The organism is Bacteroides sp. 3_1_13 (genome assembly GCF_001185845.1).
In the GTDB taxonomy this organism is placed as follows: Bacteria; Bacteroidota; Bacteroidia; order Bacteroidales; family Bacteroidaceae; genus Bacteroides; species Bacteroides xylanisolvens.
The window spans coordinates 838,057-861,756 of sequence record NZ_KQ236955.1 but is presented as its reverse complement, the minus strand read 5'-3'; the positions used below and the strand labels follow the sequence as shown (position 1 = coordinate 861,756).

The window sequence follows — 23,700 nt, the reverse complement described above, 5'->3', positions numbered from 1 at the left end:
ATTTACAATGAAAAGACTAAATATATTATGGATAGGGCTGATAAGCGTTCTGATGACTGCTTGTTATGACGATTATGAAAAGGACTACGATAAGAGTTCTGTGTACTTTGCTTCGCAAAAACCTTTGCGGACACTGGTAGCCGATACAGATATGTCGATAAAGGTAGGAGTGGCTATTGGCGGTAAAAGAGAGGTGCATACCGATGATTGGGCTACATTCGAGATCGATCCGTCTTTATTGGATGGTACGGGCTTGACACTAATGCCGGGAAACTATTATCAGTTGGCTAATCCGAACAAGATGACGATCAGCAACCCGAACCTGGCAATCGCAGATGTGAAAGTGACTTTCTCCGATGCTTTCTATGAAGACAATGCTGCTTTGAACAAGCACTATGCAATCCCTTTCCGGTTGGTCGATCATAATCAGGATGAAATTAGTACTGATGTGAATGGTAATTTGAAGGATTACAGTATTGTAGTTGTCAAATTTGTCAGCCAGTATCATGGTACCTACTTTGTGAAAGGAAAAGTTACCAATTTGTCTACCCAGCAGGTTACTGAATACAGTAACAAGGATTTGAGTCAGAATATGACCCGCGACTTTGTTTCGTTAGGTAGAAACAAAGTACGCAGACCGGGTTTCGGAAACACATTGGAAAACAATGAGTCGGTGAATCTGACAGTCAATCCGGATGGAAGCGTCAATATTGAAGCCGGAGGAAGCGTCGCTATCACAGATGCATCCGCCACATTAGATCCTGCAGCCGAATCATTGGAATTTGTAGGGAAACAGCCTAAGTTTACCCTTTCTTATAAGTACACGAAAGGTGGCGTCACTTATCAGGTTGACGAGGAACTGATTCGTCGTCAGAATCCGGAAGCTGATTTACGCTTCCAGGAATGGTAGAATAGGTATGAGTTGATTATAGATTTCTATTGCTCGCCGGTAATTAGCTACATCAGTGAATGTTGCAGATTAATTACCGGCGATATCTTTTTCTGTTGGGCGTAGTTGATTTACAATATATACCTACTTGCCCTGTTGGCTATTAATAGCTAACTTCCTTTTGATATAGACCAAACTTCTTTTTGCCGGTTGGATAACTTCCTTTTTCTTCATTCCAAACTATAATTGCAAGCTTTGTTTTTATAAATGCAAGTTCCGTTTATAAAAACAAAGCTTGCAATTATATAAACGGAACTTGCGTTTATAGTTTGAAATAGGGCAAAGACAACTTTACTATGAAGGGAAGAGATCTTTGCAAAGGGAGCAAAAGAACTTTTCTATTAATAGTTGACACGTTGTCTAAGGGTAGGTTGAATTTCTGAAGCAGTTACTTTTGCTTTCTATTTCAACTGTTTGAGAAACTCTGTCGGAGTGATATTAAATTCTTTCTTGAAACACTTTGTAAAGTAGTTCGGATCTGATATACCGACGGCAAATGATGCTTCGGAGACATTCATACCATTCAGTAAATGAGTTTTAGCCTCTTTCATTTTGATGGTCCGTATGAATTGAGTGATGGAGCATCCGGTGAGTGATTTCAGCTTCATGTGCAACAGGCTGCGGCTGATGCGGAGATGGGCTGTGATTTCCGTTACTCCGAAGTCTTCCTTGGTGAGGTTCGCCATAATCAGTTCCATCAGTTCTTTCATGAATATTTCATCCCGCGGGTTGTTGGTTATTTGCTTGATGTTCAGTTCTTCTGCCTGTTTGAAGTGTTCAATACTCTGTTTCCGGCTCTTTTGGATATTCTGTACCAGCAGTTCCAGATTCTTGGCGTTGAAAGGTTTGGTGATATACGCATCGGCTCCTCGCAGATAACCTTCCGTATGATCGTTTTCATCAGTCTTTGCAGTCAGGAGGATAACGGGGATATGGCTGGTCGTTACGTCCTGTTTGACACGTTCCGTGAATTCCAGGCCGTCCATCACCGGCATCATTAAATCCGATATAATGAGGTTGGGCAGCTGTTTGGCTATCTTCTTGCAGGCTTCCGCACCGTTATACGCCCGTATAATATCATATTTCTCACTGAATATGCTGGCAAGATAATCATTCATTTCTTTGTTGTCCTCCACAATCATAATAGATTCCCGAGCAGGATCTTTTTCTTTGTTGGTCAGCTTTTCGGGAATGAGTTCGATGGTTTCCTTGATTCGCTGGTTATATTTCTGTATTTCTTCGGTCGTGATGTTCTCGGACGAGCGTTCATCGGGACCATAAGCATCCTCCGATACATTCAGGGTAACGATAAAGTCCGAACCCTCATTGACTTCGCTTTCTACCCGGATTTCTCCTTTGTGCATGTGTATGAGCGAACGCGTAAGCGATAATCCCAGTCCGAATCCCTCGCGATGGTCTCGCTTCTCAACCTGGTAATAACTTTCAAATATTTGTTCCTGAGCTTCTTTAGGAATCCCCCTGCCATTGTCTTTGACAGAGATTTGCACAAATGTCCCCTTCTCTTCTTTTATTAGTTTGGCACTCAACTTGACGTATCCGCCGGGCTGGGTATATTTAAATGCGTTTGAGAGCAAGTTATAAAGAATCCGTTCCAGCTTGGAAGGCGAGAACCAGACTTCCTCTTCGGTGTCTTCCAGATTGACGATGAAGTCAATCTCCCGTTCTCCGGCTACGATGTCGAAGATGTGCGACAGTTCTTCCAGAAAGTGCATGATGTCTCCCTTCCGGACGCTGATACGCATCTGTTTCATCTCGATTTTACTGAACGTCAATAGTTCATTAATCAGATAATTCATCCGGTTGGCGTTTCGGTAGATGACTTCCAGTTTCTCTTTATCGTTGTTGCTGATTTGTGGCTGCTGGATCAATCGTTGCAGAGGCGATAGAATCAGAGTTAACGGTGTTTTCAGGTCATGGGAGATGTAAGTGAAGAAATTGATCTTCTGTTGATTCATATTCTCTATGTTGACGCGCTGTTCATGCTCCGTTTTCAGTCGCATGAGCAGGATGATACGCGTTTTGGTATATCTGTATGCGGCGTAAATGATTAATAGGAAGAGTAGTGCATAAACTAAATATGCTCCCGGCGAGAGCCACCAGGGAGGAAGGACTCTGATAGCAAGGTCCTTTTGGCCCGTTTCGTCCCAGTGGATACCATCTTTGCTGGCTTTGATCTTTAAGATATATCTTCCTGAAGGCAGATTGGAGAAGCGTACCTGATGCTGGTTGCCTACAAACTGCCAGTCCTTGTCGATACCTTCCATTTTCATCGCATATTGAGTGTTGTCGGTATATTGATAATTCAGTCCGGAGTATTCGAGACGCAGGGATTGGGCTTGTTCGTGCGTCAGGGTGATCTCTGTCAGTTCGGAGATAGAGGAAGGGATGAATGCTTTCTCATTGTTGGGCGACATATATTCGCTGTTGCTCCAAATGGCAGTCAGTGCAATGTTGAAACGGGGATTGACGGAGCGTACCTGTTCCGGGTAGAAAGAAATCATACCGTTGATAGTTCCGAAATACAATTCTCCGTCAGGCTTCTTGCAGGCGGAGGAGTAGTTGAACTGGTTGATGGGCAATCCGTCGGCCGTGGTATATCGGTCAATGCTTCCTGCTTGGGAATTGATACAACAAAGTCCGTTTCCGGTACCTACCCAAACATTACTCATCTCATCTTCAATGATACCTTTGATGGCGTTGGATCCCAACTGTTCTTTACTGTAAAAGGCGATAATGCTACCGTTGCGGTCTGATACATAAAGCCCGTTGTTGTCTGTACCTATCCATATCCGTTGATGTGAATCGGGGTAGATATAGGTGATGTAGAGATCGGTATGCGGCAGGATAGGGAGCGAGGTTACTTTCAGTGTATGGGTATTGATCTGAAATATACTGCCTTTTCGGGTTCCTGCCCAAAGTATACTGTCATTAAACTGTACCAGGTTAAAGACACGGAGAGATGAAATCTTTTCTGGGCGGGAGTTCGCTTTCTTCTTGTCGATCAGGAATAAGCCGGAAGGGCCTCCGTACCAGATATGATCGTTCTTGTCTTCGATGATGCAGAAGCCGGAAGAAACTTCATCCGACAGTAGATTATAGTCCACCGTGCGGTTTAGATGCGGTATATAGTGAAGAGCTCCTTTCAGGAACAGTCCGAGCCACAGGCTGTTATCTTTGTCGAGCCATAAAGAATGTATGTTCTTGGCGTAGATTTGCATTTGCTTGTGAAGCCGTTCGGCGCGGGTGATTTCTTTCTTATTGTCCAGGTAGTTCAATCCGCCATCTTCGGTGGCGATGTACAGACCATTGTCCGGAGCATTGATAATCTGGCGGACAGCCTTTCCGCTCAAATGATTGAAACTGGCTCCGTATGGATATATCTGGAACTGGTCGGAACCGAATATATAATAATTGACTCCTCCGAAATAGGTTCCCACCCACATATTATGAGCCTTGTCCTGATAAAGGCTGTAAATGGGAGAATCGTTCAGCGCACTTAAATCCCGTTCCGATTGTTCGTAGTGTGCAATCAGTTGATAGAGTTTGTTGAAGACAAAGATGCCATACTCCGTGCCTACCCATATATTCCCCGTATGGTCGGTTGCCGCACACCGGAAGTCTTTCACTTCAAGGTCTTTCGAAAGATTACACAGGGTATTGCTTTGTATATGATAGACGAAAAAATCGTTGTTAGTATTAAATAAAAGCTGGTTGGACGAGATCAGGACGGCATTGTTGCATTGCTGTGTAAAAGGCTGGATGAGAGTCGGGAGGGAAACGAACTGTTTCTTTTCCAGACTGTATCGCATCAGTCCTTTGTTGGTATCTATCCATAAGGTTTTGTCTCCGTCCTCCGCAAAGTATCTCACATGAGGTTTTTCTTTATCGAGAAGAAAAGGGACGAACAAGCTGTCTTGTTCATTGTAGCGATAGAGTCCGTTGCTACAAGCGGCCAGAAGCACACCATCGCTGGTATTCAGGAAACAAACATCATCCTTAGTGTTCCCTTTAATCTGGTAACGGCTGAAATCTTCTGTCTCGTAGTTATAGCTGCAGATGCCCTGATCGGTAGAGATCCATAGAATGTTACGGAGCGAATCGTTATATAAGCGTGTGATGAAATTGTGGCGGAGTGAGGTGCTGTCGGCTTCATTATGTGCGAACAGGTTGATATTATAACCGTCATATCGGCACAATCCGTTGCGTGTACCAAACCAGATGAACCCATGGTTGTCCTGGGTGATTGCATTGATCGTATTATGCGGGAGTCCTTCAGCTATACTTAGCTGTTTGAAGCGTATGTTATTATATTGAATCTGTCCCGTCGACAAGCTTGTATTTAAGAGCACGAGACTAAATAAGAGTACGAATTTAAGTAAGGTGGTTCTCATGGCTTTTCTGATTGATTTTCACGACCTAAAGATACGTCTTTTTTTGTTTTGAACAGTCGTAGAATTGTTCAAACGGGCAGCACTCATGTTCAGTTTGCCGCTTCGCTACAGATTTTTATACATGATTGCAGGTATTAAGCATTATTTTTCTGTTTTTCTTGGATAGAAAAGACCACATTTGCAATGTGAAACTCTAAAAACAAATGCTATGAATCATTCGACATTCAAATCCTTTACGTTTGGTATCGGTCTGTTTTTCACATTACCTCTGGTATATGGGAATAGTTCCTCTCCGTCTTCCTCCGATGGAACGTTGTATATCAATAAATCGAAAACCCACAAAGTGGCTCCCGTAAAGTACGGTTTCCATTATGAAGAAATAGGAATGATGGGCGAGGGTGCCCTGCACGCCGAACTGATACGTAACCGTTCGTTTGAAGAAGCTACACCGCCTGCCGGATTATCTGTGAAGAACGGTCTTTATGAAAATGTTCCGGCTCCCCGCGTTAAAGAGAAAAAAGTGTTTCAGGCCGATCCGCTGATTGGATGGACGACTTATCCGTTATCATATACTCCTGTATTTATCAGTCGCACGGATGAAAATCCGATGAGTGGGGAAAATAAGTATTCGATGCTGGTTAATGTCACGGAAGATATTGCGAACCATCCGGATGCCCTGATTCTCAACCGTGGATATTATGGAATGAACCTGAAGACGGATACGTCTTACCGCCTTTCCTTGTTTCTGAAGAACAGGAATTATTCCGCTCCGTTACGTGTATTTCTGGTTGACGAATGGGGACAGCGGGTGAGCAATGTGATCGAAGTGAATGTAGGGAATCGGGACTGGACAAAATATACCGGTGAACTGAAACCGGAAAAGAACGTCCGGCGTGGAATGTTTGCCATACAACCGATGTCGAAAGGACAATTTCAGATAGATGTCGTTTCCCTGTTCCCGTCCGATACCTGGAACGATGGAAAATCCGTATTCCGTAAAGACATTGTTCAGAACTTGAAAGAGTTTTCTCCCAGCTTTATCCGTTTTCCGGGCGGGTGCATCGTGCACGGAGTCAATGAAGAAACGATGTATCACTGGAAAAAGACGCTCGGACCGATTGAAAATCGTCCGGGACAGTGGAGCAAATGGGCGCCTTATTACCGTACCGACGGAATCGGTTATCATGAGTTTTATGAATTGTGCGAATATGTGGGAGCCGATGCGATGTATGTGATGCCTACGGGTATGATTTGCAGCGGTTGGGTGAAGCAAAGTCCACAATGGAATTTCAGACACATTGATGTCGATCTGGACGCTTATATCCAGGATGCGTTGGATGCCATCGAGTATGCCATTGGTGATACAACTACGAAATGGGGAGCCGAACGAGCAAAGAACGGTCATCCTGCTCCTTTCCCGCTAAAATATATCGAGATTGGAAATGAAGATTTCGGACCTGTGTATTGGGAACGTTATGAAAAAATCTATCAGGCATTGTCCGCCAAATACCCCGACTTGGTTTATATAGCCAATAGTGTCATCCGTGTAGTCGGAAGGGAGAATGACGACAAACGGAAAGATATTCCCAATTTTGTCAACCCGAAGAATGTAAAAGTGTTCGACGAACATTATTATAACTCAATCGAATGGGCTTGCGAACAGCATTATCGCTTTGATAACTACAAACGGGGTGTTGCCGATCTATTTATCGGCGAATTGGGAATCAACGGAAAATATCCTTATAACCTGCTGGCTACCGGAGCCATCCGTATGTCAATAGAACGCAACGGCGATCTGAATCCTTTGTTTGCCGAACGTCCGGTGATGAGGCATTGGGACTTTCTGGAACACCGTATCTTCCTGCCGATGTTGATTAATGGAGTAGGCAGTAGCGTAAAGACTTCCTTCTTCTACCTGGCAAAGATGTTCAGGGATAACACGTTTGACGTGTGTCTGGATGCAGCGATCAAGGATATAGAAGGTTTGCAGAACATCTTTGTTACGATGGGATATGATACGGCCAGCAAACAATATATCCTGAAACTGATAAACCTGCAGGATAAAAAAGTCACTCTACAACCGGAAGTTTCCGGCTTCAAACGTCCCGTCAAGGCACATAAAACAAGTCTGGTACTGGTTCCGGGAAAAGAAAACACACCGTTTGCTCCGAATGAAGTCCAACCGGTAGAGACGGAAGTCGGACTGGACCTGAATCAGCCGCTCGAATTGGAAGCCGCTTCCATGGTTGTATACCGTTTTAAATTGAAATGATAAATGGGAATTTATCGGTTAAATGAGAACTTATCAGTTAGGCTGAAAGCCTTACAATTATATATTTATTGGGGTGCCCTGAAAGGGCTTAATTACATAGCGTAGGGCAACGCCCTACGAAAAAGACACACCAGCCACAAGCCCTGAAAGGGCGGAACTGTATACAATTATGCCCTTTCAGGGCGCAAATTCAGATTGTCGTTTTTACGTAGGGCGTTGCCCTACGCTATATAATTAAGCCCTTTCAGGGCACTCCGCAAAATTATCATTTACTATTCCGAGATATAAGTCATGACAGTTTTTTAATCGTCAAATAGCAAATTAATAAAATGAAAGCAATCTTTTGTATCACAGGGCTTGCCATACAAGGTTTGACAATATCAGCCCAGGCGCAAACCGGCAAACCGAATATTGTGGTTATTATGACCGATCAGCAGCGTGCCGATTTGTGCGGCAGGGAAGGTTTTCCGCTGGAAGTGACTCCCTTTGTCGACCGGTTGGCGCAAGAGAATGTATGGTTCAATAAGGCATACACTGTGATGCCAGCCAGCTCTCCGGCACGTTGTTCCATGTTCACCGGGCGTTTTCCTTCCGCCACTCACGTACGCACGAATCATAATATTCCTGACATTTCCTATCAACAGGACTTAGTGGGCGTATTGAAAGAAAACGGATATAAAACAGCATTGGTCGGCAAGAATCACGCTTACCTGAAACCTGCCGACCTTGATTTCTGGTCTGAATACGGACACTGGGGAAAGCACAAAAAGACGACTCCCGCAGAGAAGGAGACTGCCCGTTTCCTGAATCAGCAAGCCAGGGGGCAATGGTTGGAGCCATCTCCCATCTCGCTGGAAGAACAGCATCCCACCAAAATCGTGAACGAAGCACTGGCATGGATTAAGCAGCAGAAAGAAAATCCTTTCTTCGTATGGGTTTCTTTTCCGGAACCTCACAACCCTTATCAGGTATGTGAACCCTATTACTCCATGTTCTCCCCCGATAAGCTTCCCGTCTTAAAGACCTCCCGCAAAGATTTGGCAAAGAAAGGAGAGAAATACCGTATTTTGGCGCAACTGGAAGACGCGTCCTGCCCGAACCTGGAACAAGACTTGCCTCGAATCCGTGCCAACTATATCGGAATGATCCGGTTGATAGACGATCAGATCAAGAGACTGATCGAATCATTGAAAGCCAGCGGACAATATGAAAACACCCTCTTTGTCGTACTTTCCGACCACGGTGACTACTGGGGGGAATACGGATTGATCCGTAAAGGAGCCGGACTTTCCGAAAGCCTCGCACGTATCCCGATGGTATGGGCAGGATATCACATTAAGAACCAGCCTGCCCCTATGGATAGCCACGTATCGATAGCCGACCTTTTCCCCACCTTCTGCTCTGCCATCGGTGCCGAAATACCGGCAGGAGTTCAGGGCCGTAGCTTGTGGCCGATGCTGACCGGAAAAGCTTACCCTAAAGAAGAATTCTCTAGCATGGTCGTACAACAAGGCTTCGGAGGAGCTGATGTTGGACTGGATGCCTCCTTGACTTTTGAACAGGAAGGAGCATTGACTTCCGGCAAAATAGCCCACTTCGACGAACTGAACACCTGGACGCAAAGCGGTACCTCACGCATGATAAGAAAGGATGACTGGAAACTGGTCATGAATCATTATGGCAACGGAGAACTCTATAATTTAAAGAAAGATCCTTCGGAGATTCATAATCTGTTTGGCGAGAAGAAATACAGCGAAATTCAAACAGAACTTCTGACCCGTTTACTGGCATGGGAGTTGCGTTTGCAGGACCCGCTGCCTCTCCCGCAAAGACGTTACCATTTTAAACAGAATCCATTTAATTATCTCCACCCGGAACACTAAAAAATAAGAAGATTGTACATACCTACGGATATTAAAAACATGATTCCATGAAGTCTGCCCCGCAACGGCCTATTTTTGTATCCGTAAACATAAAACAGAAATTTATGAAATTGATTTTGCGATTAGGATTGATCTTGTTTACAGGATTTATTTCCATCTCTACAGCATCAGCACAGTTATATGGAACGGCAGATACAAACGCTCCGGAACTACGTGTTCCGACATCTGTAAAGCCGGCATTTGATTATTGGATGAGGGACACTTGGGCTACGCTGGGTCCCGACGGTTATTATTATATCACAGGAACCACCTCTACCCCCGACCGTTACTTTCCGGGACAGAGGCATTGCTGGGACTGGAACGACGGTTTGTACTTGTGGCGTTCCAAAGATATGAAGTCCTGGGAAGCCAGAGGACAAATATGGTCGATGGAAAAAGACGGAACCTGGCAAAAGAAGCCGAAAGTATATAAAGCAGGAGAGAAATATCAGAAGAAATCCATCAACGGTGATCCGATGGACAACCGCTTCCATGCAGTGTGGGCTCCGGAAATGCATTATATCAAAAGCGCGAAGAACTGGTTTATCGTTGCCTGCATGAATGAGTCGGCAGGTGGGAGAGGTTCTTTCATTTTGCGGAGCAAGACCGGAAAACCGGAAGGACCGTACGAGAATATCGAAGGTAATAAAGACAAAGCCATCTTCCCGAATATCGACGGAAGTTTGTTCGAAGATACGGACGGCACTGTCTACTTTGTCGGGCACAACCATTATATCGCCCGTATGAAACCGGATATGAGCGGATTTGCCGAGGAACTGAAAACATTGAAAGAGAAAAAATATAATCCGGAACCGTATATTGAAGGAGCGTTTATCTTCAAATATGATAACAAATATCACCTCGTACAGGCTATATGGTCGCACCGTACGTCGGAGGGAGATACCTATGTTGAGAAAAAGGGAGTAACCTCGCCGAAGACACGTTATAGTTATGACTGCATCATCTCGACAGCCGATAATGTGTATGGTCCCTATAGCGAACGCTACAATGCCATCACGGGAGGAGGACACAACAACCTTTTCCAGGATAAGGATGGAAACTGGTGGGCTACCATGTTCTTCAATCCGCGTGGGGCACAGGCGGCGGAATATAAAGTGACGTGCCGTCCCGGATTAATTCCGATGATCTATGAGAATGGTAAATTCAAACCCAACTTTAATTATAATACCAAATGAAAACTTCTTTATTGATAGCAGGCAGCCTGGCTCTGGTCCCGATGACGTATGCGCAGGACAAACCGAATATTATTATCATACTGGCAGACGATTTGGGCTTCTCCGATCTTGGCTGTTTCGGTGGTGAGATTCATACACCGGTGTTGGATAAACTGGCAAAGAATGGCGTCCGTATGACGCAGATGTATAACAGTGCACGCAGTTGCCCGTCGCGTGCCAACCTGTTGACGGGGCTTTATCCGCATCAGACGGGATTGGGACACATGGACGGCAGTCATCCTGCCTGGCCGAAAGGATATTCCGGTTTCCGTTCCAATTCGGACAACGTCACGATTGCAGAAGTCCTGAAAGATGCCGGATATTTTACGGCGATGTCAGGAAAGTGGCATTTGGGGAATAAGTCGAATCCTATTCTTCGTGGGTTTCAAGAGTATTACGGTTTGTTGGGCGGATTCAACTCTTTCTGGAATCCGGCGGTATATACCCGTTTGCCGAAAGACCGTACGCCCAGACACTATGAGGAAGGAACTTTCTACGCTACCAATGTGATAACGGATTATGCGATTGACTTTATCGACCAGGCACATCAGGAGAAGAAACCGTTGTTCCTGTATCTGGCCTATAACGCTCCCCATTTCCCTTTGCACGCGCCGAAAGAAGTGACCGATAAATATATGTCTCTCTATATGCAGGGATGGGACAAGATTCGTGACGCCCGCTGGAAACGGATTGTGGACCTGAAACTTATGCAGGGAAAGCCGGCACTTAGTCCGCGTGGTGTAGTTCCCGAAAGTCTGTTTGAAGATGAAACGCATCCGCTACCGGCATGGGACTCATTGACGAAAGATCAGCAGACCGACCTCGCACGCCGTATGTCCATTTTTGCCGCTATGGTAGATGTGATGGACGCGAACATCGGCCGGGTAGTAGATGAATTGAAGAAGAACGGTGAGTTAGACAATACGTTTATCATGTTTATGTCCGATAACGGAGCTTGTGCCGAATGGCACGAATTTGGCTTCGACAAACAGACCGGAGTCGAATACCATACCCATACCGGAGAAGAACTCGACCAAATGGGTTTGCCCGGAACCTATCATCATTACGGTACAGGCTGGGCAAATGTTTGCTGCACGCCGTTCACGCTCTATAAACATTATGCACACGAAGGAGGTATTTCCACTCCGTGTATCATTTCCTGGGGTAATCATGTGAAGAACAAAGGCGGACTGAATCATCAGCCTGCACAATTCTCCGATATCATGTCTACCTGTGTGGAACTGGCAGGAGCCACTTATCCGAAAGAATATCAGGGAAGAGCGATTCTGCCTACGGCAGGTCAGTCTATCCTTCCGATTGTGAAAGGAAAGAAGATGCCCGAAAGATATATTTATGCCGAGCATGAAGGCAACCGCATGGTGCGTAAAGGTGACTGGAAGCTGGTTTCCGCCAACTTCAAGGGAGATGAATGGGAATTGTACAACATCAAGGAAGACCGTACCGAACAGCACAACCTGATCGGTAAATATCCTGAAATGGCAAAAGAATTGGAAACAGCCTATTTCGAATGGGCGGACAAGAGTGATGTACTGTATTTCCAGAAAATGTGGAATACCTACAATAAGAATCGACGGAAAGATTTTAAAGAATATAAAACCCGCTAATGCTTATGGATAAGAGAATCTTACTAACTCTGGCTTTAGGAGCCATGTCGCAGGTGTTTACCCATGCATGGGAGCCTAAAGGAGATAAAATTAAAACAGTATGGGCTGAACAGGTGACGCCGGAAAATGTGTGGCAAAGTTATCCCAGACCACAGTTGCAACGGGCAGAATGGATCAATCTGAACGGATTGTGGAAGTATGCCGTAACGGATCAGAACACGCCTCGGAAGAATGTTTCCTTTGAAGGGGAAATCCTGGTCCCGTTTGCGATTGAATCATCTCTGTCCGGAGTGCAGAAAACATTTCTTCCTACGGATAAACTATGGTATCAACGTGAGTTCACCTTAGATCCTTCCTGGAAGAACAAATCTACTATCCTGCATTTCGGAGCAGTGGATTATGAATGTCAAGTATGGGTGAATAACCGGTTGGTCGGTACGCATAAAGGAGGAAACAACCCGTTCTCGTTCGATATTACTAAATATCTGAAGAAGAGTGGTCCTCAAAGCATTGAAGTAGCCGTCACCGACCCGACGGACACGGAATCTATTTCCCGAGGGAAACAACAACTTAATCAGGAAGGTATCTGGTACACGCCTGTATCGGGCATTTGGCAAACTGTGTGGCTGGAAGCGGTGAATAAAACCTATATCCGTCAGGTACTTCCTTCCACTGATATTGAAAGAAAATCCGTGAAGCTGGCTTTCGATATAATCGGAGCCAAAGGCAATGAAGAAGTGAAAATAGAAGTGTTGGATGATGGCAAAGTAATCAAGACGGTGGAACAGAAGTTGACTAATGCGATGGAGATAGACGTTCCGAACGCTGTCTTATGGTCTCCCGAATCTCCGAAACTGTATCATTTGAATATTGTCTTATCCAATGGAGGACGTGTTTTAGACCGGGTAAAGAGTTACTTTGCCTTGAGAAAAGTAGATGCCCGTAAAGATGAATGTGGATACAACCGTATTTGCCTGAATAACCAACCCATCTTCCAATACGGTCCGCTGGATCAAGGCTGGTGGCCCGACGGATTGTTGACTCCTCCTTCCGAGGAAGCGATGTTGTGGGACATGGTGCAGTTGAAGAAGATGGGATTCAATATGATCCGTAAACATATCAAAGTAGAACCGGAGCAATATTATTATTACGCCGATTCTCTGGGATTGATGATGTGGCAAGACATGGTTTCCGGTTTTGCTACGTCAAGGAAGAAGGAGGAACACGTCAATCCGTTGGCTACTACTGATTGGAACGCTCCCGAAGAACACACCCGCCAATGGCAAAAAGAAATGTTCGAGATGATCGACCGTCTCCGTTTCTATCCCTGTATCACTACCTGGGTGGTTTTCAATGAAGGATGGGGACAGCATAACACGGTGGAAATCGTAAATAAAGTGATAAAATACGACGATACACGCCTGATAAACGGAGTGACCGGCTGGACGGACAGAGGCGTAGGCGATATGTACGACGTACATAATTATCCTGTCACTTCCATGATTCTGCCGGAGAACAACGGCAACCGCATTTCCGTACTGGGAGAATTCGGCGGCTATGGCTGGGCAATCAAAGAGCATATCTGGAATCCGAATATGAGGAACTGGGGGTATAAGAATATAGACGGAGCAATGGCTCTGATTGATAGTTATGGCCGTCTGGTATATGATTTGGAAACGCTGATTGCCCAAGGATTGAGTGCGGCAGTCTATACACAAACCACTGATGTGGAAGGAGAAGTGAACGGCCTGATTACTTACGACCGGAAAGTAACTAAAATACCAGAAGGCTTGTTACACCTGATGCACAACCGTTTGTATGAAATCACCCCTGCGAAAGCTGTTACTTTGATTGCAGACAGTCAGAACGGAAGCAAGAATACCCGTCTTGTCAGTCTGAACGGTCAGGAGCTGAAAATGACTTCTTTGCCTTTCGACTGTCCCCCTCGTTCTACGGTAGTATCAGAAGCTACTTTTAAGGTGGATAAGGATTTCAATCATCTGTCTTTATGGCTGAATGTTGCCGGAGAAGCCAAAGTTTGGCTGAATGGAGTGGAAGTCTTTGCGCAGGAGGCAAAGCAGACCAGGCAATATAATCAATATAATATCAGCGATTACAGCCGTTACTTGCGAAAAGGAAGTAATTTGTTGAAAATTGAAGTGAAAGATAGCAAGAAGATGAGATTCGATTATGGGTTGAGGGCTTATTAACAGACTTGTTTTTCTTTTGTCTGTTTCTATTGTAAGGTATGTACCTTTTATTATTTATTGCCTTATTTCCAATATATTCCAAATAAATCATTTATCTTTGTCACACGCTTTCTGCCCATCAGCGTGATGGAACTGGTGGAAAGTGGTTTTATCTCTTATTGGAGTAAAAGCGTATTATCTCTCGCTCATGAAAATTAGCAACTTTCGACCAAAGAGAGATGATTCAGCAGATACTCCACCCGAACGGTGTATATCAACATATCCGTCAGGAATGTGTTATATATAAACGATTGGCGTGGGTGTCTGTTGTTATCATTATCCTTTGGAAAGGTCTTGCTAAGCCTCATGAGCGGATAATGGTGCAACAGCATCTGCGCCTTTCTTGTATCCGGTCGGTTTATTCATAATACCCCAATATAACCTAACCAATCCCCGCCCACCGGACTGCAGGAAGCGTAGATGCCCGTTGCACTAATATAATAAAAAGAGTATCCCTCTTTCATTGTATCACACATAAAAAAACGAACATTATGTCAGAATGGATTAGCGTAGAAGAAGCGGCTAAGAAATACAATCTTAAAAAAGAATATATCCAACTTTGGGTGGATATGCGGGTAATCATGTCATATTTCAAGGATTACAAAACGGTTGTAAACGATGAAAGTCTCCGTGGATTCCTGAAAACCAGGGAGAAAGGCATTGATCCGGAATATGTGAAAGCATTGGAACAATTCTGTATCAGTAAATCCGAGACGTGCTTGATATATGCTTTCCTCTTAGGGGCACGCGACAAAGAGCTTGAAATGTATAGGGAAGCCAAATCACAGCGAGATGCGTTACGGGGCATGTGGATGGAACAAAACGAACGGGTACGGGATTTAGAAATAGAACTTGAATTAGGACAGTTCAACTGTTATAAATGCCGGTTAAAAAAGTGGTGTATGAGAATCAAAAGAATAAAATTGAATTGGTTTACAAAGGTCTGGAAATGAGGCAAATGTCAACTCAAACATGGAAATTTAGGGGCATAGCGCCCCTAAATTTCCATTTAACTAAGAACGGTGCAGTCATGAGTACATCAATTAAAAATTCAGCAAGCTCTGCAAACGATTTTTCATTTTTATTTCTCATATTCTCATTGATGACTGATAAACAACAAAGAATCAAATAAGTAGCTTATGAGAAATACTTTCTAATATGGTATTTCTCATAACGTACCCTCTATTTTAGCTTAAAATTCACCTTGTTCTCATAGTATTTCAAGGTATTTCTCATAGTCAAGATACTGTCTTCTTCCTTTTTCTAGTTGGAGATAAACTAGTTCCGATCGTCCCATATATTGTGGGAAAGTATTCCCTCATATTATGGGAATTTGTTCCCACAAAATGAGGGAATCTTTTCCCAGTCAGTAGGGAATACTTTCCCACAATATATGGGACAAAAAGAATATGTACTTCCCTGATAATGGTTGACTAGTTGTTTTTTTATTCTTGTTATAGGTTGACTGGAAAGACACTATGAGAAATGAAAATTTGTGTATTCAGAATAATTATATCAGGCAGAGTTTCTATCTGACTTCTTCCATCCGTTCCAACTCCCATCCGCGAAACTGCATGACGATGCAATGCAACTCGGTGTCGTATATCATCCTGCGTACCTTGGGACCGGCAGCATAACCTTTTATCTGCTCTACAGCTTCTTTCCATTGGGCTTCGGCTTTCGCTTCCGAGTCTTTGACAGAGAGATATTTTAGTTCGATGATATAACTGTGCTTCACGTCATAGCGTATCAGGTCGGGCATTAGGAACAGATCACAATAACCGTGGTTCAATTCTACTTCCGGGGCTATCAGGTAATATGCATTCGTACTCAGGTAAGCAGTAAAGAAGCCTTGCAGGTTGCGCTCTCCCTCAATAGCGTTGCGCACGGAAGAGTTTTCCTTGTAGGCATGGGCGATAAATTCCAGCGTTTCACGCCAATGGCCGTCGTAAGCCATTTCGTAATACATCAGGCCAAGGTCGTTCAGATTAATATGTCGATTGTCCTGATATTCTTCCAACAAGAATTCGTAATACTGTTTACGCACGTTATTATTGGGAATACTTAACACCAGATAGTTGCCGCGAGTGGCAGTAATGGTAAGCATACCATAATAAAAAAGCAGACTGGGGAAAATCTCAGGTTTGGTAATATCGGTAGCGGGAAAGGTAGTTGTCAACGTGGTGACAATCTGCCCATCTTCGGTGATTTTACGTAACACTCCTTTGCGGTTACCGTCCAACTTGTCCAGCCGGATAAGTTTTTTCATCTTATTATAGTCCGTGCGGGTATTGGGGTCTATCATTTCTTTGGGAGATTTGCCCAAAGTCATATAATGACGCAGATAATAGAACACCATGTCACAGTTGAACATCTTCGGGTCACGCTCCAAGCTTTCTTCGGCAAAACAATAATTGTCATACCACGGTCGCATTTCCTCTATCATCGCATCTATGTTCGTATTGCCCGGCAACTGTCCGGCATCCTTATAGTATTGGATCATCTCGCGTACATCGGTCTCGCTGAATCCCAACATCATATTAAACTGATGATCGGTGCTGATATTCCAGCCGATATTGAATCCGCTAGTCAGGTCGTCCAGCGTTACGGGGCTGACTCCGGTCATGAAGATGCGTTCGAACATGCCTTTGAACTTCTTGAAGATTTCGCGGTAGAAGCCACTGGCATGGGTTAGGGCGTGATAGACTTTGTCGCCTTGCTCGTTTAGCACCACATTCGTGAAATTATCATATTCATCCACTATCAGATAAAGCTTGGAGCCGTTGTTGCGTGCCTTGCGATCGAGGAAATTCAGTTTGTTGGTAGTGCCGTATTGGGCTTTCATTTCCTCTTCAAAGCCGGGATAATAATAGGGTTCATAGATAGAAGCAAAATCATCCAGTCCGCCGCAACAGTAATCATCAAAGTTTTCGGCAAGCGTTCTGTCAAGCCCTCCCACTCTGGAGAAATCAAGAAAGAGTATTTGGAAAGTCCCTTGCAACTGTGTAGGACGACTGCCTATCCATAAATTGCTGAAACGTTTTTCGAACTTTTCTTTTTGAGCGATGTCATAATAAGTTCGGAGCATACTCAGAAAGATGCTCTTGCCGAAACGGCGGGGGCGGATAAAGAACAAATTACTAGGTTGTTTTTCCAACAACGGCAGATACATAGTCTTATCTACGTAATATTGATTCTGTTCCACCACTTCCACAAAGTTGGAAACTCCGTAAGGGATTCTTTTTACTTCTTCCATAATTTGTTCCTTTCTTTAGTTCTCATATTTATGAGATAATGCAAAAGTAGCATATTCCCGCAGAAAGAACAAAGAAAGGGAAAGAAAGTTGGGGATGTTGACGCACCAGAGTGATGAATATAAACTCTCTTGCGTTTTTATGTCATTAGCCAAATAATGTTGATAATGGAGATGCTTTGCTAATAACCGTACCAAAAATGAATGAAACCTTATTCTTAACTATTCATTTCTAGGATTTATAGTCTAGTAATTCTTTTGTAACCAGACTCCCAACAGTTTATCTGCTATTTCATACTGATTATTATAAACACAATTATTACAAATATAATAATTATGTTTATAATAAATCCGATTTACCTCCTCTTTTTAATAAACATTGTTTTTCTGCCTGCAATAATTTTCTCCTGAAAGCCGGAAGTTTCTGAAAGACTTTTATCTTTGCAATCATAATGTGCGACAAGAGGTCTCACAAGTAATTGTTCAGCATCATGTCTGAACCTATTGTTCCGTCAATAGTAGCCTAAAGAGGCGTGCGTGACTGGTAACGGTCGGGTGCGGAGCCCTCTTGAGAACGACGTTCCAACCTAAACATCATAGGCGAAGAATGGCAAGGCTGACCGATAGGAGTAACGCAGGTGAATCGCTGCACCATCGTTACAAAGAATTGGCTTACGGATGTTTAGGAGCCATGCCAAAAGGCAAGCAGTCAGGATAGTACGTTGTTATGTCGTACTACACGGATGTTGCACTGCCGGTGGATGGGCGGACTCTAAGTCGGTCGTCAGTTACTTGTGCGAAACTTGGTAAGCCCGTATTTCTCCCATCAGCCAATAGCAAATGGGTAAGCCAATCGTAAGAGCGGCCGAACGGGGTGCGGGTAAAGGATTGTGGAGAAAGCGAATATCATGATGTAATGTTGTGGATAAGGGTTTCAACGTCACCCTACGCGAAAGCGGGCAGACTTCCACAGGGTAATTCTTTGTGAAACGAATTGTAGAACTTCAAGTATGGAGAAACAGCAAAGGAGCGAGGCGCAAGCCAAGTGTGCATCTTCAGCCGAACGCAAAACAGTGTGGAAAGGAATAGATTTCGCACGATGCGAGCGTAGGGTAAGGAAGCTACAAGTCCGAATAGCAAAGGCTCAGAAAGAAGGAAGATACAACAAGGTGACAGCCTTGCAACATCTTCTTGTCACCTCCTTTGAAGCCAAGGGATTGGCGGTAAAGAAAGTGACGTCCAATAAAGGAAAACGTACGGCAGGAGCGGACCATGTACTATGGGACACCGATGCCAAGAAAATAAACGCAGTGAGTTCTTTGAAACGGAGAGGGTACAAAGCCCTTCCACTGAAAAGGGTTAACATACCAAAGAAGAACGGAAAGATGAGACCGCTCGGGATTCCGACCATGAAGGACAGAGCCATGCAAGCTCTTTATCTGATGGCTCTAGAACCCATTGCGGAGACAACCGCTGATGCCAACTCTTATGGATTTAGAAAGTTCAGAAGTGCGGCAGATGCTATGGATGCCCTGCACAGATGGTTAAGCAAAGATTGCTCTCCCCAATGGATATTGGAGGGAGACATTAAAGGATGCTTCGACCACATCAGTCACCAATGGCTTCTCGATAACGTACGAATCGACAAGCACATCTTAGAGAAATGGCTGAAAAGTGGTGTCGTATTCAATAAGTTGCTACAACCCACCGTGGAGGGTACTCCGCAGGGTGGCATCATCTCACCGACACTTGCCAACATGACACTCGACGGCATGGAAAGAATGTTGAAAGAGAAGTATAAGGTGAGCTACATCGATGGAAAACTTTATCATCCGAAAGTGAATTGCGTGCGTTATGCTGATGATTTCATCATCACGGCAGACAAACGAGAAATACTGGAAGAGACAAAATGTATGTTGATTGAGTTTCTTGGGAAACGTGGTCTCACGCTATCCGAAGAAAAGACACTGATAACACACATCAGCGAGGGTTTTGACTTTTTAGGGTTCAATGTTCGGAAGTACAACGGCACATTGTTAATCAAACCATCCCCTAAGAGTCAGAAACGGTTCACAGAGAAACTGCACGAAGTCGTGTTCAAAAAGAACAAGGCTGTAGCACAGCAGAAGCTGATAGAAGACCTCAACCCTGTATTGAGGGGATGGGGAAACTACTACAGTAGTGTGGTATCGAAAACTACGTTTAGCAAGATAGACCATATATTAACCAACCAGTTAAAGCGGTGGTCCTATCGAAGGCATACGAACAAGTCGAGAGAATGGATAAAGAACAAATACTTTATCAAGGTCGGCAATCGGGACTGGATTTTCGGCTTCAAGTACAAAGATTGTGAAAAAGGTGCTATCTTTACACTTATGAAGCTGGCTGACATACCGATTAGACGACATGTAAAGGTGAAATGTGAAGCCAATCCATACGACCCGACTTGGGATGCCTACTTCTTGAAGCGGATGCAGAAACGCAACCGCTCACGTACGTCCCGAAAGGGAACTTTATCGGAAACAGTTGCCTGTAAAGGCGCGGATGAGCCGATTTAATTTTATGAGAATTAAATTTTGAATTATCGGAGCTGTATGCGGGGAAACTCGCACGTACAGTTCTTAATGGGGAATGCGGCGGTAACGCCGCAAACCTACATAACACATACGGCACTATGAAAAAAGTGATTCTGATTTTTGTGACAATCGTCCTTTCCGGTCTGCTTTATGCAAAAGATAATAAGAGTACCGATGCGTTACTTCGTGAGATTGATGGTATCATTAAAAACCGTCAGACCTATGGAGCGGAAAAGGAGGCGCGTATCGCTGACCTGAAGAAATTGTTGACGGAGGCTACTTCCGATGAACAACGATATGGTTTTTGCGGACGTCTTTTTGATGAATACCGGGCTTATAATCTGGATTCGTCTTTTGTCTATGCCCAACGGAAAGAAGAACTGGCCCATCGCATGGATAAACTGGATTACCTGGATGATGCTGCCATGAATATGGCGGAAGTGATGGGAACTACCGGAATGTATAAAGAAGCGTTGGAACTATTGGGGCAGATTGATAAGAAAACGTTGCCCGATTATCTCTATGGTTACTATTATCATTTGTATCGCACTATTTACGGATTGATGGGAGATTATGCCGTTACGGAGAAAGCCAAGAAAGAATATTATCGAATGACGGATCTGTATCGTGACTCTCTTCTGCAGGTCAACGCTTCCGACTCTTTGGGGCACGTATTGGTGATGGCGGATAAGTGCATCGTACATGCTCAATACGATGAAGCCATCCGTATGCTGATGGAATATTACAACAAACCTTCTTTGGACGACCATTCAAAAGCAATGCTTACTTATACTCTCTCCGAGGGTTACCGGTTGAAAGGCGACAAGCAGGGGCAAAAGCATTACCTGGCCCTTTCGGCTATTGCCGACCTGAAATCGGCAGTAAAGGAATATGTATCTTTGCGCAAACTCGCTTCTCTTGTCTACGATGAAGGGGATATTGACCGTGCCTACAATTACCTGAAATGCTCCTTAGAGGATGCCACTCTTTGTAATGCCCGCCTTCGTACGTTAGAAATCTCGCAAGTCTTTCCTATCATTGACCAGGCTTACCAATTGAAAACCAAACGGCAGCAGCAGGAGATGAAAGTATCATTGATTTGTATCAGTTTGCTTTCCGTATTTTTGTTGGTTGCCATTTTCTTCGTTTACAAGCAGATGAAAAAGGTTGCTGCCGCACGTCGCGAAGTGGTCGATACCAATACGTTGTTGCAAGAACTGAACGAAGAGCTCCATGATTCCAATTCGCAACTGAAAGAGATGAATCATACGCTTTCGGAAGCCAACTATATCAAGGAGGAATATATCGGCCGATACATGGATCAATGCTCCACCTATCTCGACAAGATGGATTTATACCGTCGCTCCCTGAATAAAATTGCTGCCGCCGGAAGAGTGGAAGAACTATATAAAGCCATTAAATCCTCCCAATTCCTTGATGAAGAACTGAAAGAGTTTTATGCAAACTTCGACATGACTTTCCTGCAACTCTTCCCCAATTTTGTGGAGGAATTTAATGCGCTGCTCACAGAACCCATGCAACCCAAACCGGGAGAACTGTTGAACACCGAACTCCGTATCTTTGCCCTCATCCGGCTGGGGATTACGGACAGTACTAAGATAGCGCAATTCCTCCGTTATTCCGTCACTACCATTTATAATTACCGGACCCGTGTCCGTAACAAATCTTTGGGAGAAAGAGATGAATTTGAGGCTAAAGTGATGGGCATTGGAAAGATGGTGGAGGAATAATATGATATCCGATAACCTGTCTGAACGAGTGGAATTAATCATTAACTTTACGAAAATTTAGACGCTATGAACAAAGGGGAGATAATCATATACCAGACTACTGACGGCAGTATATCGCTTGATGTTAAGTTGGAGCAGGACACCATTTGGCTAACTCAAAAACAAATAGCTGAATTATTCGGAACGAAACGACCTGCTATAACGAAACACCTGAAAAATATATTTTTATCGGGTGAATTGGAGGAAAATATGGTATGTTCCATTTTGGAACATACCACTCGACACGGTGCAATGACGGATAAAACGCAAACAACAGAAGTGAAATATTATAATCTTGATGCTATTTTGTCCGTTGGTTATAGAGTTAATTCAAAAAATGCGACTCAATTTCGTATCTGGGCAAATAAAATATTGAAAGAGTATCTCATTAAAGGATATGCCGTTAAGGATAACATCAAGTTAGAGCAGTACGAGGATTTGAAACAAACCATCAAAGTGTTGGCAAATGTTCTTAACTGCAAGACATTGGAATATTCCGAAGCGACAGGTTTGCTACGAATAGTTACCGACTATACGTATGCCCTTGATACTCTTGATCGATACGATTATCAGCAACTTGAAATAAATCAGACAACTAATAAAGAGCAATTTACTGTTACCTATGAGAGTGCGATGGTAGCTATTAATGAGTTGCGGGAGAAATTTGGTGGTAGTTCTCTGTTCGGTAATGAGAAAGACCAGTCGTTCAAAAGCTCCATTGGCACTATTTACCAAACTTTTGGCGGTAAAGACCTCTATCCGAGCGTAGAGGAGAAAGCGGCGATTTTGTTGTATTTAGCTACTAAGAATCATTCATTTAGCGATGGTAATAAACGGATTGCTGCGTTCTTATTCCTTTGGTTCATGGAGCGGAACGGGATTCTCTACAATTCGGACGGAAGTAAACGTATCGGAAATAATACGCTTGTGGCTCTAACCTTAATGATTGCCGAAAGTCGTACGGAGGAAATGGATACGATGATAAAAGTTATTGTAAATCTGATTAATAAAAATAATTAAATCGGTTCAATCATTTCTGTTACGACGGCAAAGGTTGCTCCGTGAGAGTGAATCTTTGTCCCTGTAATCAACCAGCCAATTTCTTATGAGACTGGTGGTGATTATATGATGAAAACGTCCTATCTATTCCTGCTATTAAAATAGCTGACGGAGTTATTTCAGCTAGCGAATGATACTTGAATAATTAGGTTAATAAAGTGACTTATCGGAGATATCATCCCTGTTAAGCCACTTTTTCGTAAATACAATCACTACTTTTTATTTGTATGGTTGTTACTGTAATTTGTTTGTTATAAGGTGATTAGATGTTTTCGTTGATTCTAAATCACTATATTTTTGCTATCTGCTCAAAGAAGCAGTATGAAATGTGGATACTTTTGTTTCACGGTCATTTCAG

13 protein-coding genes are annotated in these 23,700 nt (G+C 43.8%); 11 read left to right on the top strand and 2 right to left on the bottom strand.

Annotation, left to right across the window (positions count from 1 at the left end; translation table 11 throughout):
* Positions 1-7 precede the first annotated feature (7 nt).
* A complete protein-coding gene (locus HMPREF9009_RS03180; protein ID WP_049701417.1) occupies positions 8-910 on the top strand; it encodes a BT_3044 domain-containing protein in 903 nt (300 codons plus the stop codon).
* A 440-nt stretch (positions 911-1,350) separates the two neighbouring features.
* On the opposite strand, the gene HMPREF9009_RS03175 is transcribed toward HMPREF9009_RS03180, so the two are convergent.
* Positions 1,351-5,361, bottom strand: coding sequence for a hybrid sensor histidine kinase/response regulator transcription factor (locus HMPREF9009_RS03175; protein WP_049701416.1), 4,011 nt, complete (start codon positions 5,359-5,361; stop codon positions 1,351-1,353).
* Positions 5,362-5,569: 208 nt separating this feature from the next.
* Between HMPREF9009_RS03175 and HMPREF9009_RS03170 the strand changes: the two genes are divergently transcribed.
* The 7 genes from HMPREF9009_RS03170 to HMPREF9009_RS03145 all read left to right on the top strand — a co-directional run bounded on the left by HMPREF9009_RS03170 (position 5,570) and on the right by HMPREF9009_RS03145 (position 15,617).
* A complete protein-coding gene (locus tag HMPREF9009_RS03170) occupies positions 5,570-7,633 on the top strand; it encodes an alpha-L-arabinofuranosidase C-terminal domain-containing protein (protein WP_049701415.1) in 2,064 nt (687 codons plus the stop codon).
* 329 nt (positions 7,634-7,962) lie between these two features.
* Positions 7,963-9,516, top strand: a complete 1,554-nt coding sequence (locus tag HMPREF9009_RS03165) for a sulfatase family protein (protein WP_049701414.1) — start codon at positions 7,963-7,965, stop codon at positions 9,514-9,516.
* Positions 9,517-9,563: 47 nt separating this feature from the next.
* Positions 9,564-10,751, top strand: a complete 1,188-nt coding sequence (locus HMPREF9009_RS03160) for a family 43 glycosylhydrolase (protein WP_049701413.1) — start codon at positions 9,564-9,566, stop codon at positions 10,749-10,751.
* On the top strand, positions 10,748-12,415 hold the full coding sequence (locus HMPREF9009_RS03155) for an arylsulfatase (protein WP_004298622.1): 1,668 nt from the start codon (positions 10,748-10,750) through the stop codon (positions 12,413-12,415). The genes HMPREF9009_RS03160 and HMPREF9009_RS03155 overlap by 4 nt, the downstream gene beginning before the upstream one ends.
* Before the next feature lie 5 nt (positions 12,416-12,420).
* A complete protein-coding gene (locus tag HMPREF9009_RS03150) occupies positions 12,421-14,625 on the top strand; it encodes a glycoside hydrolase family 2 protein (protein ID WP_087323569.1) in 2,205 nt (734 codons plus the stop codon).
* A 218-nt stretch (positions 14,626-14,843) separates the two neighbouring features.
* On the top strand, positions 14,844-15,032 hold the full coding sequence (locus HMPREF9009_RS25645) for a hypothetical protein (RefSeq protein ID WP_143241511.1): 189 nt from the start codon (positions 14,844-14,846) through the stop codon (positions 15,030-15,032).
* Positions 15,033-15,155: 123 nt separating this feature from the next.
* Positions 15,156-15,617, top strand: a complete 462-nt coding sequence (locus HMPREF9009_RS03145) for a hypothetical protein (protein ID WP_004298612.1) — start codon at positions 15,156-15,158, stop codon at positions 15,615-15,617.
* Positions 15,618-16,192: 575 nt separating this feature from the next.
* Here the strand turns inward: HMPREF9009_RS03145 and HMPREF9009_RS03135 are convergent.
* Positions 16,193-17,920: an ATP-binding protein gene (locus HMPREF9009_RS03135; RefSeq protein WP_004298610.1), complete on the bottom strand. Its 1,728-nt coding sequence runs from the start codon at positions 17,918-17,920 to the stop codon at positions 16,193-16,195.
* 1,007 nt (positions 17,921-18,927) lie between these two features.
* Here HMPREF9009_RS03135 and ltrA point away from each other — a divergent pair.
* The 3 genes from ltrA to rhuM all read left to right on the top strand — a co-directional run bounded on the left by ltrA (position 18,928) and on the right by rhuM (position 23,303).
* On the top strand, positions 18,928-20,475 hold the full coding sequence (gene ltrA / locus HMPREF9009_RS03130; RefSeq protein ID WP_083444141.1) for a group II intron reverse transcriptase/maturase: 1,548 nt from the start codon (positions 18,928-18,930) through the stop codon (positions 20,473-20,475).
* 116 nt (positions 20,476-20,591) lie between these two features.
* Positions 20,592-22,244, top strand: a complete 1,653-nt coding sequence (locus tag HMPREF9009_RS03125) for a DUF6377 domain-containing protein (RefSeq protein WP_049701410.1) — start codon at positions 20,592-20,594, stop codon at positions 22,242-22,244.
* Positions 22,245-22,310: 66 nt separating this feature from the next.
* Positions 22,311-23,303 (top strand): virulence protein RhuM/Fic/DOC family protein, encoded by a 993-nt coding sequence (gene rhuM / locus HMPREF9009_RS03120; RefSeq protein WP_049701409.1) that lies wholly within the window; start codon positions 22,311-22,313, stop codon positions 23,301-23,303.
* Positions 23,304-23,700: the final 397 nt, after the last annotated feature.